At 40.2% G+C, this 15609-nt stretch carries 11 protein-coding genes; 4 read left to right on the top strand and 7 right to left on the bottom strand.

All coding sequences use genetic code 11. The features are described from left to right. Window positions 1–2: 2 nt before the first annotated feature. The gene (rpsJ, locus tag QUE03_RS02500; RefSeq protein WP_286264748.1) at window positions 3–314 is read right to left on the bottom strand and encodes a 30S ribosomal protein S10; all 312 of its coding nucleotides are present in this window, start codon (window positions 312–314) and stop codon (window positions 3–5) included. An 813-nt stretch (window positions 315–1127) separates the two neighbouring features. Between rpsJ and fusA (QUE03_RS02495) the strand changes: the two genes are divergently transcribed. Together fusA (QUE03_RS02495) and QUE03_RS02490 are read left to right on the top strand one after the other, a co-directional pair. Next, a complete protein-coding gene (fusA, locus tag QUE03_RS02495; RefSeq protein WP_286264745.1) occupies window positions 1128–3215 on the top strand; it encodes an elongation factor G in 2088 nt (695 codons plus the stop codon). A gap of 196 nt (window positions 3216–3411) precedes the next feature. After that, window positions 3412–5223 carry an acyl-CoA dehydrogenase C-terminal domain-containing protein gene (locus QUE03_RS02490; RefSeq protein ID WP_286264742.1) on the top strand — a complete coding sequence of 604 codons (1812 nt, stop codon included), beginning with the start codon at window positions 3412–3414 and terminating at the stop codon, window positions 5221–5223. Window positions 5224–5302: 79 nt separating this feature from the next. On the opposite strand, the gene QUE03_RS02485 is transcribed toward QUE03_RS02490, so the two are convergent. Beyond that, complete coding sequence (locus tag QUE03_RS02485; RefSeq protein ID WP_286264740.1) at window positions 5303–5764, bottom strand: Crp/Fnr family transcriptional regulator; 462 nt, start codon at window positions 5762–5764, stop codon at window positions 5303–5305. Between the two features lie 524 nt (window positions 5765–6288). Here QUE03_RS02485 and QUE03_RS02480 point away from each other — a divergent pair. Beyond that, window positions 6289–7860 carry an arylsulfatase gene (locus tag QUE03_RS02480; RefSeq protein ID WP_286264738.1) on the top strand — a complete coding sequence of 524 codons (1572 nt, stop codon included), beginning with the start codon at window positions 6289–6291 and terminating at the stop codon, window positions 7858–7860. A 106-nt stretch (window positions 7861–7966) separates the two neighbouring features. Continuing rightward, on the top strand, window positions 7967–8734 hold the full coding sequence (locus tag QUE03_RS02475; protein WP_286264736.1) for a formylglycine-generating enzyme family protein: 768 nt from the start codon (window positions 7967–7969) through the stop codon (window positions 8732–8734). 153 nt (window positions 8735–8887) lie between these two features. Here QUE03_RS02475 and QUE03_RS02470 read toward each other — a convergent pair whose 3' ends face one another. The 5 genes from QUE03_RS02470 to rpsL form a co-directional block, all read right to left on the bottom strand. Continuing rightward, the gene (locus tag QUE03_RS02470; protein WP_286264734.1) at window positions 8888–10789 is read right to left on the bottom strand and encodes an alpha/beta hydrolase family protein; all 1902 of its coding nucleotides are present in this window, start codon (window positions 10787–10789) and stop codon (window positions 8888–8890) included. A 223-nt stretch (window positions 10790–11012) separates the two neighbouring features. After that, window positions 11013–12197 carry an elongation factor Tu gene (gene tuf / locus QUE03_RS02465; RefSeq protein WP_286264720.1) on the bottom strand — a complete coding sequence of 395 codons (1185 nt, stop codon included), beginning with the start codon at window positions 12195–12197 and terminating at the stop codon, window positions 11013–11015. A gap of 179 nt (window positions 12198–12376) precedes the next feature. Further along, entirely contained in the window at window positions 12377–14488 is a 2112-nt protein-coding gene (gene fusA, locus QUE03_RS02460) for an elongation factor G (protein ID WP_286264733.1), read from the bottom strand. Between the two features lie 164 nt (window positions 14489–14652). Further along, window positions 14653–15126, bottom strand: coding sequence for a 30S ribosomal protein S7 (gene rpsG, locus QUE03_RS02455; protein WP_286264731.1), 474 nt, complete (start codon window positions 15124–15126; stop codon window positions 14653–14655). 96 nt (window positions 15127–15222) lie between these two features. After that, window positions 15223–15597: a 30S ribosomal protein S12 gene (gene rpsL / locus QUE03_RS02450; RefSeq protein ID WP_077343579.1), complete on the bottom strand. Its 375-nt coding sequence runs from the start codon at window positions 15595–15597 to the stop codon at window positions 15223–15225. Window positions 15598–15609: the final 12 nt, after the last annotated feature.

The raw sequence follows: 15609 nt of genomic DNA, 5'->3' as shown, positions 1-15609 counted from the left end.
TATTAACCCAAGCTAATTTGAACGTCAACGCCAGCTGCTAAGTCTAAACGCATCAATGCGTCAACAGTCTTATCAGTAGGTTCAACGATATCAATTAAACGCTTGTGAGTACGAATTTCGTACTGATCACGCGCATCTTTGTTAACGTGTGGAGAAACCAAGATAGTGAAACGTTCCTTGCGAGTAGGAAGTGGAATAGGACCACGAACCTGTGCGCCAGTACGTTTTGCAGTATCAACGATTTCTGCTGTAGATTGATCAATCAAACGATGATCGAACGCTTTCAAACGAATGCGAATTCTTTGATTTGACATGAAGACAAATCCCCAATTTTAAAGAACGAACAAAATACTGCCCATCACCTTCCTATTGTAGAAGGGGGGAGTATCGCTAATATCATTCAACCCCCTATCGGGGTTGCTGTAGAAGCAAACAAACCTGAGTTATATTTGCTTAAAAACACGCAGGCATAGCCATACGTGGAGGCGTATTATACTTAATTCGATTAGAAATACAACCATAACTTTTAACTTGCTAGAAATGCACTAACATGGTGGTTGTCACACTGGAATTGATATACTTAACAATTGTTCAGCATGGCTTATTAGGCAATAAACATTACTACCATATAGCTAGCACAAATTTGCTCTGCTATTAGATAGTTTTAATAACAAGCCGGAAAAACTAATACGGTTCCATAGGTTGTTGCTATGCTTTAATCACACATGAATAAAATTAGGTACTAGGTATGCTAGTACTTATATATCTTGTATATCTTGGCGAAAGCACCGCAAAATCTATTTAACTCTGCTTATATATAGAAAGCTTTAAACAAACCGTTGACTATTTGGGTCACAGTAACATTGTGCACTTTGTTTTTTAGCCATAAAGCACTGAGCTATTCTTTTAGAATTGCACAGATTTGCAAGCGAAACGGTTGTAAATACCAAAATAATTAGTATTTTTGTTCAATATTGAATAAACGCTGAAACTCCCCACAATCACTAGCTTTGGCTAATTTCTGCGCTGGTAAATAGCGATATTTTCTTATTCAACTATGTTTGTTTGCTTGAAGTTCTGGTATACTCGCGCGGTTTTTATTCACTAACCTTATTTAGAGCAAAACAATGGCAGATTTAAGTAAATACAGAAATATTGGTATTTTCGCTCACGTTGATGCTGGTAAAACCACCACAACAGAACGAATTTTGAAACTTACAGGTATGATCCATAAGATTGGTGAAGTACATGATGGTGAGTCAACTACTGACTTCATGGAACAGGAAGCTGAGCGCGGTATTACTATCCAGTCTGCTGCTGTAACTTGTGAGTGGAAAAAACACCGTTTCAACGTAATTGACACTCCTGGTCACGTTGACTTTACAGTAGAAGTATACCGTTCACTTAAAGTACTTGATGGTGGTATCGGTGTATTTTGTGGTTCTGGTGGTGTTGAGCCACAATCGGAAACTAACTGGCGTTACGCTAACGAGTCTAAAGTTGCTCGTTTAATTTTCGTTAACAAGTTAGACCGTTTAGGTGCGAACTTTTACCGCGTTAAAGATCAAGTAGAAAATGTACTTGGTGCCCGCCCACTTGCAATGACTTTACCAATTGGTGAAGAAGATGATTTTGTAGGTGTTGTTGATGTACTAACTCAAAAAGCATACTACTGGGATGATTCAGGTCAGCCAGAAAACTACGAAGTTAAAGATATCCCTGCGGATATGGTTGACGACGCTGCTGCTTACCGTGAAGAAATGATCGAAACAGCTTTAGAAGCTGACGAAGACATGTTGATGGAATATTTGGAAGGTGAAATGACACCGACTGAAGAACAAATTAAAGCATGTATCCGTAAAGGTACAAACGAATTAATGTTCTTCCCTACATACTGTGGTTCAGCATTCAAAAACAAAGGTATGCAGTTATTATTAGACGCTGTTGTTGATTACTTACCTTCGCCAACTGAAGTTCCGCCTCAACCGTTAACTGACGAAGAAGGTGAACCTACAGGTGAATTCGCGATCGTTGATGCTGAAGAGCCGTTCCGTGCATTAGCATTCAAAATTATGGATGACCGATTCGGTGCCCTTACTTTCGTACGTGTATACTCAGGTACATTAAACAAAGGCGATACTGTACTTAACTCATTCACTGGCAAGACTGAACGTATCGGCCGCATGGTTGAAATGCAAGCTGAAGACCGTACAGAACTTACATCAGCACAAGCGGGTGATATCCTTGCTATCGTAGGTATGAAAAACGTTCAAACAGGTCATACTTTATGTTCTGTTAAAGAGCCATGTACACTTGAGGCTATGGTATTCCCTGAGCCAGTAATCTCAATCGCTGTATCGCCTAAAGATAAAGGTTCTACAGAGAAAATGGGTATCGCTATCGGTAAGATGGTTGCAGAAGATCCTACGTTCAAAGTTGAAACTGACGAAGATTCTGGTGAAACCATCCTTAAAGGTATGGGTGAATTACACTTAGATATTAAAGTAGATATCTTAAAGCGTACTTACGGCGTTGAATTAGAGGTTGGTAAACCACAAGTTGCTTACCGTGAAACAATCACTCAAGAAATTGAAGATTCTTACACGCATAAGAAACAATCAGGTGGTTCTGGTCAGTTTGGTAAGATCGATTACAAAATCCGTCCAGGCGAGCCAAACTCTGGTTTCACGTTCACTTCAACGGTTGTTGGTGGTAACGTTCCTAAGGAATTCTTCCCGGCTGTTGAGAAAGGTTTCAAATCAATGATGGATACTGGTGTTCTTGCTGGTTTCCCTGTATTGGATGTTGAAGTTGAATTATTCGACGGTGGCTTCCACGCGGTTGATTCATCTGCTGTTGCCTTCGAAATCGCTGCAAAAGGCGCATTCCGTCAGTCGATTCCAAAAGCCGGTGCTCAGTTAATTGAACCAATCATGAAAGTTGATGTGTTTACTCCAGAAGATCACGTTGGTGATGTTATCGGTGACCTTAACCGTCGTCGTGGTATGATCAAAGACCAAGAAGCTGGTACAACTGGTGTTCGTATTAAAGCAGACGTTCCTCTTTCAGAAATGTTCGGTTACATCGGAACATTACGTACAATGACATCAGGTCGTGGTCAATTCTCTATGGAATTCTCTCACTACAACCCATGTCCAAATAACGTTGCTGAAGCAGTAATTGCTGAAGTTAAAGAGCGTAATGCTAAAAAATAATTATTAAGTTAATTATTTAATTAAAGAGCCTCGCAACAGCGGGGCTTTTTTATACTTATTCAAACAAAAAACCCCTGCTTCTATTTTATGAAAAGATAACTTCCCTTTATCAACTATTGATCCGAACTCCCATTCAGACTAAACTCATCTGACCAGTATGTTGGATTTTTCCATTTTTGCATAACAAGAGTTTTATATGACCGATTTTAAAGCCCCCGTTGAAGACATCAATTTTCTCGTTAATGATGTTTTTAAATTTGAACAGCACTATAAAAAATTTCCAGAGTTTGAAGAAGCAACGCCAGACCTTGTAGAAGTCATTATCAGTGAGTGTGCTAAATTTTGTGAAAATGAACTCGCCCCACTAAATCACAGTGGAGATAAAGAAGGGTGTACATTCAATGACGGCGTTGTAACCACACCATCAGGGTTTAAAGAGGCATACCAGCAATTTATAGAAGCAGGGTGGCAAGGGCTTTCTCACCCTGTTGAATATGGCGGTCAAGGACTACCAACATCACTCGGCTTAATCAAAAGCGAAATAGTAGGCACTTCTAACTGGTCTTTTGGCATGTACCCTGGTCTTAGTATTGGTGCTATGAATACCATTTTGGCGCATGGTAGCGAAGAACAAAAAAATAGCTACATGCCTAAACTTACAGAAGGTACATGGAGTGGCACCATGTGTCTTACTGAAGCGCAATGTGGTACCGACTTAGGACAGATTAGAACAAAAGCAGAGCCAAATGAAGACGGTAGTTTCTCAGTTACTGGTAGCAAAATTTTTATTTCTGCTGGTGAACATGATCTGACTGAAAACATCATCCATATTGTGTTAGCACGTCTACCTAATGCACCTAAAGGTACCCGCGGCATATCACTTTTCATTGTGCCTAAGTTTAATATTAATGAAGATAATTCTCTTGGGGAGCGCAATCCAGTATTTTGTGGTTCTATCGAAGACAAAATGGGGATTAAAGCGTCTGCTACTGCTGTATTAAATTTCGATGGCGCAAAAGGCTATTTGATTGGCCCGGAGAATAAAGGATTAGAGTGCATGTTTACCTTTATGAACACTGCACGTATAGGCACTGCAATTCAAGGCGTCGCTGCATCTGAACTCGGATACCAAATCAGTTTGGCCTACGCAAAAGATAGAATGTCTATGCGTTCATTAAGCGGCACCAAATCACCTGAACAAATAGCAGATCCTATCATTCATCACCCTGATGTGAGGCGTATGCTTCTGACGCAAAAGGCCATCTCGGAAGGCGGTCGTGCAATGACCTATTACGCTGCTTTGATAGCTGATCAGACTGATAAAGGCGCTACTCAAGAAGAGCGAGATGCCGCTGATAGGAAATTAGGCTTCATCACGCCTATTCTCAAAGCTTTTCTTACAGAAGTAGGCTTTGAATCGGCCAATAATGCAATTCAAATCTTTGGTGGTCATGGCTACATCAAGGAATGGGGATTGGAGCAAAACTTACGTGACGTAAGAATTTCAAGCCTATATGAAGGTACAACTGGCATTCAAGCTTTGGATTTAGTCGGCCGTAAGATACTGCTAGATAGAGCACAATTATTCAAATCATTCAGTATCGAGATATTAGCGTTCTGTAAAGATCACAGCATGATTTCTGGTAATCCACAAAAGAAACGCATGCATAAATTCATTTGGCAATTGAGCAAAGAAGTGGCTAACTGGCAACGTCATACGGTCAGACTAATGCTGAAAGCACGTAAGGACAGAGATTTCGTTGGTTCATGTTCAGTAGACTACCTGATGTACTCAGGTTATATATTCATGGGCTATATGTGGGCGATGATGGCACAATCTGCTAATGAGAATCTAACTGAAGGTAAAGGTGATAAAGAGTTCAATAAGGCTAAAGTACGCACAGCAGAGTTTTACTTTGATAGATTATTCCCACGTGTAAAAACACTTTCGAAAACGATGATGAAAGATGCTGGCTCTTTGATGAAAATTGACGTAAACCAGTTTTAGCAAAGATGAGCGTTTGACAAGAGCCTCACATAGTATGTGAGGCTTTTATAACCCTATATTACCTCTTCAACGCTAACGATTATTCGCCATATAACCTTTGTATTTGATCGCTAAGATATTGGATACGTTGAGCCATTCCCTCAATAACCGCATCTTTAAACTTATCTTTTAAAACCGAGGGTAAGCCATGCAGGGTATCCTCGTCTATACATAGAATTATCGATTCCGATAGTGCTTTCGCACTTGCACTTTTAGGTCGCTTTTTAATAAAGCTACCTTCACCAATAAACTGACCTGCAGAAATACTACCTAAGGCTTGTGCTTTTCCTTGACGCAATATCTCTATCTCGCCTGTTAGCACGATATAAAAATGGCTGTTATGATCCAGTTCAGATTGTACATACTGCTCTTTTGCACATTTATATACTTTTGTGCTGCTTAGTAAACGCTCTCGCTCTGCAATAGTGAAGCTTTTGAAAAAAGTGATTCGTCCAATGATTTCAAGTAATTTAAGTTTAGATATATTATTAAGAGGTAACATTTTATTGAGGCGAAGTAGGCTTCAGCTATTCATACTTATTAGCTTTGACACTATCAAAATAAACCGCACTTTGATAGATCCTTAAGACACTACCGGTGATTTCATTAACTTAGACGTTTAAATTTAGGTTCAGCTTATTATTTTCCTGCGAAAACAAGCAATGTCCGATGTTGATTTGAAAGCTAAATTGACACTATCACCTCAAATTCAATAAGTTTCAGGAAGAAAGCACAGTTTACTTACCATTTAATTGCAAAAACGACCTGTACCGCATATTGGGCAACACCTACCCCCCTTCCAAACGTACGTCCGCGTAAATCATTGTAATAGTTTGTATTTCAGCGTGACCTGCTGCGGTTGTTACACTATAGTTACCTTAATGTAAGGAATGAGCACCAAAAATTCTTCATTTTTGTTCAATGATAATTAACTTGGAAATAGCGTAATTTTACTGCTTTATTTTCATCAAAGATCATTAATAATTAATTAACCATTTATAAACTCAAAGCTACAGGAGAAAACAAATGAAGCTTTTCAAACCTAAGTCTTTAGCTAAATTGACTTTACTATCAGTTTTAGCCGCTACAACGACTTCTGCATTTGCAGCACAAGATACCTCTCGTCCAAATATTCTCGCAATATGGGGTGATGATATCGGTTATTTCAACATTAGCGCATATAACCAAGGCATGATGGGTTACGAAACACCTAATCTAGACCGTATCGCAAATGAAGGTGCATTATTCACTGACCACTATGCTCAACAAAGTTGTACAGCGGGTCGAGCGTCATTCATTACGGGTCAACACCCATTCAGAACTGGTTTATTAACTATTGGTATGCCTGGCTCTCAACATGGTATCCCTGATTGGGCGCCTACTATTGCAGATGCATTAAAAGAGAAAGGCTACACTACAGGCCAATTTGGTAAGAACCACTTGGGCGACCAAGACAAACATTTACCAACAAACCATGGTTTTGATGAATTTTTCGGTAACCTATACCACTTAAATGCTGAAGAAGAGCCAGAAACATACTATTACCCTAAAGATCCTGAGTTTGCCAAAAAATTTGGTCCTCGTGGTGTAATTCACTCGTACGCTGACGGCCGCATTGAAGATACTGGACCTATGACGCGTAAGCGCATGGAAACAGCTGACGAAGAATTCGTAAGCGCAGCAATCACGTTTATGGGTAAAGCCGTTAAGCAAGACAAGCCTTTCTTTGCATGGGTAAATGCATCACGTATGCACGTTCATACTCGTCTTCAAGAGAAATACAAAGGCATCACAGGTATTGGCTTATACCCTGACGGAATGACTGAGCACGATGACCATGTTGGCGTACTTTTAGACAAGTTAGACGAGTGGAAAATTGCTGACAATACTATCGTAATTTACTCTACAGATAACGGCGCAGAAAAATTCACTTGGCCTGACGGTGGTACATCTCCATTCCACGGTGAAAAAGGTTCAACTGCTGAAGGCGGAATGCGTGTACCTCAGTTAGTGCGCTGGCCTGGTGTGATCAAAGGTGGTACAAAGATCAATGCAATGATGTCTCATGAAGACTGGATGCCTACGTTATTAGCCGCTACTGGTGAAGGCAACTTCAAAGAAGACCTTAAAAAAGGAACTAACTTCAATAATAAAGATTGGAGAGTACACCTAGACGGTTATAATTTCTTACCTTACTTCAGTGGCGAGACTAAAGAATCACCACGTAAGAGCAAGCTATATTTCAGTGCAAACGGTGAATTAAATGCTATTCGTTGGACTGATTGGAAAGCAAGTTTTGCTATGATGGAAGGTAACATGCAATCCGCTGTTCGTAACGTTCCAGCATGGGCTTCACTTACTAACCTTAAAGCGGACCCATTTGAGATTGCAGCTAAAGAATCAGCTATGTATGTTCGTTGGATGATTGACAACATGTGGTTATTCGTACCAATGTCACAAGAAGTTGGTAAATTCATTGGCTCTTTGGAAGGTTATCCAATGCAAGCTGGTGCAGGTTTCAGTGCAGCTGGTATTAACTACAACACGCTTAAGTTGAAGAAAGTGCTTGGTAAATTGGAAGCACAACAACAGCAGTAAGCTACGTTAGTTAAACAATAGAGTTATAAAAAACCCAGCATCTTTATACTGGGTTTTTTTTACGCTAAATATCCGTAAAATATAAAAGGACTACATAGAGGTTGTTATGAAAATACTTATTCCTACGTTGATGATCGTGTTGCTGCAATCATGTGCGCTAACCAAATCTTATAATAATGAATTGAGAGAGCAAGTGCTTAACAACATGATACTCGTTGATGGTGGTACATTTGATATGGGGAGCTCATGTGAACAAGAGAAAAACTGTGATCATGTGCAACATCAAGTAACTGTTGATTCCTTTTACATTGGTAAATTCGAGGTCACACAGCAGTTATTTGAATCAGTTTTAGGTTCAAGTAGCTCCTATTTTCCTGGCGACGAATTTCCAGTCAATTATGTTAGTTGGCAACAGGTGAAGTACTTTCTTAGTAAACTTAATGAAGAAACTGGACTAGATTTTCGTCTTCCTACTGAAGCTGAGTGGGAATTTGCTGCTCGTGGCGGTACAAAAAGCAAAGATTATGTCTTTAGTGGCTCTAATGATATTGAAACCGTAGGTTGGTATGCGCAAAATGCAAATAACAAAGCACATGCTGTGGGGTTAAAAGCACCAAATGAACTCGGCCTTTATGATATGACAGGAAACGTCGGAGAACTTGTTGAGGATGCGTTTGATGTTAACTTTTACAAGCATTCACCCAAAAACAATCCTGTTAACTCAATTGCGTCAAAGCATCCGTTAGCATATAAATCAGTAAGAGGCGGTAGCTTTTCTTATGACGGTCATGAATCAGAAAATTTTCGAAGAGATTCTGCAAGTCAAAGCGCACTTATGCCAGACATAGGATTTAGACTCGCAATGTCTAAATAGAGGTATTGATAATAACTCTGTGATTGATTTATCGTTAGAGCGTAAAAGTTGACTTATCAAGCCCTCATTTTCACTAATTTTAGAGGGCTTAACGAAATAAATTTCTATCAACTAATTCACTCAATGATTTAGCATTAACCTTATTGATATAAACTATATGTGTTTTTGAATGAAGCCATCAATTGCTTCTAACGCCTTCATTCTATTGGCTCCATTGCTCAGGTAATGATCGCCATGTTCTAACTCGATCAGTTCAACCACTTTATTTGCATCTTTTAATTTGTCTTCCATATATTTCGACTGATGCAAAGGTACGACTTTATCGTATTCACCGTGAATTAATAATACTGGCACGTTAATTTGTTCGACATAGTTAATCGGTGAAATGAGTTTCAAATGATTTTCTGGTAACTCACCATTATTTATCAACTTTTGCCAATAGGCCACTACCCAGTGTTCAGCGCCATGCTCACGTCTTTCATCTCGCATCATTCTATCTATATCTGATACACCATTAATTGAAACCGCACACTTGTATAGCTCGGGAGAGAAAGCGGCACCAGCTAAAGCAGCGTAGCCTCCATAACTGGCGCCTACGATACACACCCTTTCACTATTCACATAACCGGACTTGGCTAACGTGCGAAGCGTATCGGTTAGATCATCTTGCATCTTTCTGCCCCATTCACCACGCCCTTTTTGCTTAAACTCGTATCCAAATCCGTCTGAGCCCCTAAACTGAGGCTGCATGACTAAGAAACCTCGACTAGCAAAATATTGAGCTAGCCAATCAAATCTAATACTGTCATATGCCTCTGGACCACCATGGGGCAACATAATTGCGGGTAAATTTTGTGGGTTTTCCACATTAGGTAAAGTTAATAATGTTGGAATACGTAGGCCATCTCTCGCCTTAATTTTTGTCTGAACGATTTGATTAATCTGCTCAGTGGAAATATCAGGCCTTCTACTCGCTAAAAACCTCAGCTTTTCATTACTATATAAGTAATATTCACCAACACTGTTATTACCTTCTATCAAAAAAATGAGCTTGTTCCATTCAGGAGTATGATCTACGAGGGTAACGGAACTGTTGGGCACTAATTCCACAACATCTGTAATCATCTTTGTAGCTTGTGCGTCAAAGAACTCATAAGATGGCGTAAAACCTGAATAACGAACGCCATAAACAATCCGGTTAATATCTGTCATCACATATTCAACATCCTTGTCCGATTGCGCAAAAATTGGCCCTCCGACCTCACCATCTTCTAGTGCCATAGTGTAGTATGACACTATGCCTTTATTACTATGTTGTAAAAATACAAGGTGTTTAACATCCGCGGTTAGGCCCACGAATGATTTGGTTTTAATGTCCGTCTTCTCACGATAAATCTCAACCCACTCTTCATTTTTGAATACTTCTATTCGGTGTAGGTCTTTTTTGTTATCAAAGCGCTCTCGAGCTATAGGTAGATCATTGCAAACAAAGAAGTCAATGGTATCCGATTTCCCTTTAGTAAATCGCCTCGCCTTTCTTTTACTGTCTAGCTTTGTTTTCATTAAGCTAAATGTGGCTCCGTTTTCCCACGCAGGCATATAAACTTCTCTGCCGTCGTTGGATACTCCTACGATCCTTCCTAGAGCAGTTTGTCCGTCATGGATGCCATCGCCAAGTCTTAATAGTTGCCTTAACTTTTTATCCTTGACGTTATATGAAAAGGCGGCGCTAATTTCATGACGCCCTTTATAGCCCCATAATTTAGCATTGTCGCTTGCCACTAAAATTAAGCGATCTTCATCGATAAAATATGCGCTGTCAGGTCGGATGTCTCCAATATCAATAGCACCAATTGATTTACTCCCATTAAGATCGTAAATCATAAAGAAGTCTTTTCCTTCTTTAGTCAATCGATACGCTATCTTAGTTCCACTAGGAGATAGCACCATCATGCTAGTCTTGGGCAGGCTACCATACGCTTCTATAGGAATAGGCTTTGATGAAATTGATGTTGAAATTAAACACAAAAGAAAAAGTAATTGAAAAATACGCATTTACTGTCCTTGTAAATATTCTTGCCACAGCTTGTAAAGCTGCAATGCTTTTGATTTGTCTTAGTCGTCCTATAAATATGCTAACGCTAAAATATTGGAATGTCTAAATAGTGAAATAAAAAATCAGTGCTCAGGTGAGTATTGGCCGCCTTAAGCATATATGATGAAAATAAAAAAGGCCGCTTTCGCGACCTTTTTCAGTGTATTCTAAAAAGAATCAATATTAGTCGATTACTTTAGAAACAACACCAGCACCTACTGTACGGCCACCTTCACGGATAGCGAAGCGTAAACCTTCGTCCATCGCGATTGGGTTGATTAGCTCAACAACAAACTTCAAGTTGTCGCCTGGCATTACCATTTCTACACCTTCAGGAAGCTCTACTGCACCTGTGATGTCAGTTGTACGGAAGTAGAACTGTGGACGGTATCCTTTGAAGAATGGAGTATGACGACCACCTTCATCTTTTGAAAGTACGTATACTTCTGATTCGAACTTCGTATGCGGGTTGATTGAACCAGGCTTACAAAGTACTTGACCACGTTGTACGTCTTCACGCTTAGTACCACGTAAAAGTACACCACAGTTCTCACCAGCTCGACCTTCGTCAAGAAGCTTACGGAACATCTCTACACCAGTACATGTTGTAGTGGTAGTTTCTTTGATACCTACGATTTCTACATCGTCACCAACACGAACGATACCGCGTTCAACACGACCTGTTACTACTGTACCACGGCCTTGGATTGAGAATACATCTTCAATTGGAAGAATGAAGTCACCATCGATTGCACGCTCTGGCTCTGGAATATAAGTATCTAATGCGTTAGCAAGTTCTAATACTTTTTCTTCCCAGTTTGCTTCACCGTTCAATGCACCTAGTGCTGAACCTTGAATTACTGGTAAGTCGTCACCTGGGAATTCGTATTCTGAAAGAAGTTCACGAACTTCCATTTCTACTAATTCTAATAACTCTTCGTCATCTACCATGTCACATTTGTTCATGAATACGATGATGAAAGGTACACCAACTTGACGAGAAAGAAGGATGTGCTCACGTGTTTGTGGCATTGGACCGTCTGTCGCTGCAACTACTAAGATTGCGCCGTCCATTTGAGCAGCACCAGTGATCATGTTTTTAACATAATCGGCGTGACCAGGACAGTCTACGTGTGCGTAGTGACGAGTTTCTGTATCGTATTCGATGTGAGAAGTATTAATTGTAATACCACGCTCGCGCTCTTCTGGAGCGTTATCGATTTGTGCGAAATCTTTAACTTCACCACCGTGAGTTTTTGTTAATACTGCAGAGATAGCAGCTGTTAGTGTTGTTTTACCGTGGTCAACGTGGCCGATAGTACCAACGTTAACGTGCGGTTTCGAACGTTCAAATTTTTCTTTAGCCATTTTTCATGTACCTTAAAGATTATCAATTAAATTAAATTATTTAGCACTTAGCGACTGTTGACCACTGAGCAGCAGGAGGTGATTTTAGAGAATGGTTATTCTCTTGTCAAAACAATCCTTACTACCTATACGGCAACCGCTAAAATGCGGGAAAACAATACTAAAAAGAGTATCTCTTTTTAGAATGTACCTCCTCGTGACTCAACTACTGTTTTAGCCACCGCCTTTGGTGCTTCTACATATTGAAGAAACTCCATTGAATATGATGCACGACCTTGAGTTGCACTACGTAAATCAGTAGCGTAACCAAACATCTCTGCTAGTGGTACTTGCGCATTCACTATTTTAAGTCCAGCTGGACCTTCGTCCATACCATCGATCATGCCTCGACGTCGGTTTAAGTCACCAACAACATCACCCATGTTTTCTTCTGGAGTCGTTACCTCAACTTTCATCATTGGTTCAAGTAAAATAGGGCTTGCTTCACGCGCACCATCTTTAAAGGCAAGCGATGCTGCCACTTTAAAGGCAATTTCGTTAGAGTCTACATCATGGAATGAACCATCATACAATGTCACTTTAACGTCTAGCATAGGGAAGCTAGCCAGTACACCGGCGTCCATCTGCTCGCTACAACCTTTTTCTACTGCAGGGATGAACTCTTTTGGAACAGCCCCACCAACAATTTCGTTTTCAAATACAAATCCAGCGCCGTACTCTAATGGCTCCATCTTCAGCCAAACGTGACCATATTGGCCTCGGCCGCCAGATTGTCTTACAAATTTACCTTCAACTTCTACTGAATTACGAATCGATTCACGATAAGCGACCTGCGGTTTACCAACATTACAGCCGACTTTAAATTCACGCATCATGCGATCGACGATTATATCTAAGTGTAGTTCACCCATCCCTGAAATGATGGTTTGCCCTGACTCTTCGTCCGATTCAACTTTAAATGACGGATCTTCAGCAGCAAGTTTGCCTAAAGCAATTGCCATTTTATCTTGATCAGCGACGGTCTTAGGTTCAACAGCAACCGAAATAACCGGCTCTGGAAATTCCATCTTTTCCAAGGTAATAACATTATTGTTATCACAAAGTGTGTCACCAGTAGTCACTTCTTTTAGTCCGATTGCGGCAGCGATATCACCTGCACGAACTTCTTTAATTTCTTCGCGATTATTCGAGTGCATCTGTACAATGCGACCTAAACGTTCCTTTTTACCCTTGATTGGGTTAAATACGCTATCACCAGTTTTAACTACTCCGGAATAGACACGGAAGAATGTTAATGTTCCCACAAATGGGTCAGTGGCAATTTTAAATGCTAGTGCAGAAAACGGCGCATTGTCATCGGCTTCACGCACGTCTTCTGTTTCCTGCTTATCATTTTTAATACCAGTGATTGCAGCCACTTCAGTAGGCGATGGTAAATATTCAACCACAGCATCAAGCACCGCTTGAACACCTTTGTTCTTAAATGCACTACCACAGGTACAAAGGACAATTTCATTATTCAATGTACGAGTACGTATGCCTGCTTTGATTTCTTCTTCGGTTAAATCACCTTCTTCAAGGTATTTATCCATTAATTCATCATTCGCTTCTGCGGCCGCTGAGATCAAATTTTCACGCCACTCTTCCGCCATATCTTGCATATCAGCAGGGATATCTTCGTAAGAAAACGTCATGCCTTGATCGGCTTCATCCCAGTTGATTGCTTTCATTTTTACCAAATCAACTACGCCGGAAAAATCTTCTTCTGCGCCGATAGCTAATTGTATTGGTACAGCCGTCGCGCCTAGACGCGTTTCCATTTGCTCAACTACATTTAGGAAGTCAGCACCGGTTCTGTCCATTTTGTTGACAAAGACCATGCGAGGTACGGCGTATTTTTCCATTTGTCGCCAAACAGTTTCTGTTTGTGGTTGAACACCAGATGAACCACATAATACAAGCACGGCGCCGTCAAGTACTCGCAATGAGCGTTCTACTTCAATGGTAAAGTCAACATGTCCTGGAGTGTCAATTATGTTGATGCGATGATCGTCAAACTGCTTATCCATTCCCTTCCAAAAACAGGTGGTGGCAGCAGAAGTGATGGTAATACCACGTTCTTGCTCTTGTTCCATCCAATCCATTGTTGCAGCACCGTCGTGAACTTCGCCCATCTTGTGGGAAAGTCCAGTATAAAACAATACACGCTCTGTAGTTGTTGTTTTACCAGCATCTACATGGGCACAAATACCAATGTTACGGTAGCGCTCAATAGGAGTTGTACGAGCCACAAATGTTCCTCAAATTCAAAACAGAATAATTACTTAACGTTTATTCATGATAAAAAATGTACAAACGTTAAAAAACTACATATTAATAAAAACTGTGCTCTATAGAGTAGAAAAGTGCAGCTACAACGAATGTAACTGCACTATTCAAATTACCTATGGAGTGATTACCAGCGGTAATGTGCGAACGCTTTGTTCGCTTCAGCCATACGGTGTACGTCTTCACGTTTCTTAACCGCTGAGCCTTTGTTGTCAGACGCATCTAACATTTCGTTAGCTAGGCGCTGAGCCATTGATTTTTCACCACGTTTACGAGCTGCTTCAACTAACCAACGCATGGCTAGTGCATTACGACGCACTGGACGAACTTCAACTGGAACTTGATAAGTTGAACCACCTACACGACGAGATTTAACCTCGACTTGTGGACGGATATTATCTAAAGCAATTTCGAAAAGCTCTAAGTGAGTTTTTTCGTTGTTTTTCTCAGTTAAAATGTCTAATGCACCATAAACGATTTTTTCTGCAACAGCTTTTTTACCATCAACCATAAGGATGTTGATGAATTTTGCTAAAAGTTCATTATGGAACTTAGGATCTGGCAATATTTTACGTTGCCCTACGACGCGTCTTCTTGGCATCTTAATTCTCCGTTGTTTTCAGGTATAACCCAAAATTTAATATTTTATTTGGCCTTACTTAACTTTTTCTATTTCTAATTAAAGAAATGGAATAGCTTAAGATTTAGGTCGTTTAGCACCGTATTTAGAACGGCCTTGTCTACGATCGTTAACACCTGAACAATCAAGTGCGCCACGAACAGTATGGTAACGAACACCTGGTAAATCTTTAACACGACCACCGCGGATTAAGATAACACTATGTTCTTGTAAGTTGTGACCTTCACCACCAATGTATGAAGTTACTTCGAAACCGTTAGTTAAACGAACACGAGCAACCTTACGCAATGCTGAGTTAGGTTTTTTTGGTGTAGTTGTATACACACGAGTACATACGCCACGACGTTGTGGACAAGCTTGTAACGCTGGAACGTTACTTTTAGTTACTTGTCTGACACGTGGTTTACGTACCAATTGGTTAATAGTTGCCATTATAGCTCCTGA

The sequence above is a fragment of the Thalassotalea atypica genome, from assembly GCF_030295975.1.
GTDB lineage: Bacteria > Pseudomonadota > Gammaproteobacteria > Enterobacterales > Alteromonadaceae > Thalassotalea_F > Thalassotalea_F atypica.
Note: the sequence above shows the minus strand (reverse complement) of the source record. Positions and strands in the feature narration are given on the sequence as shown.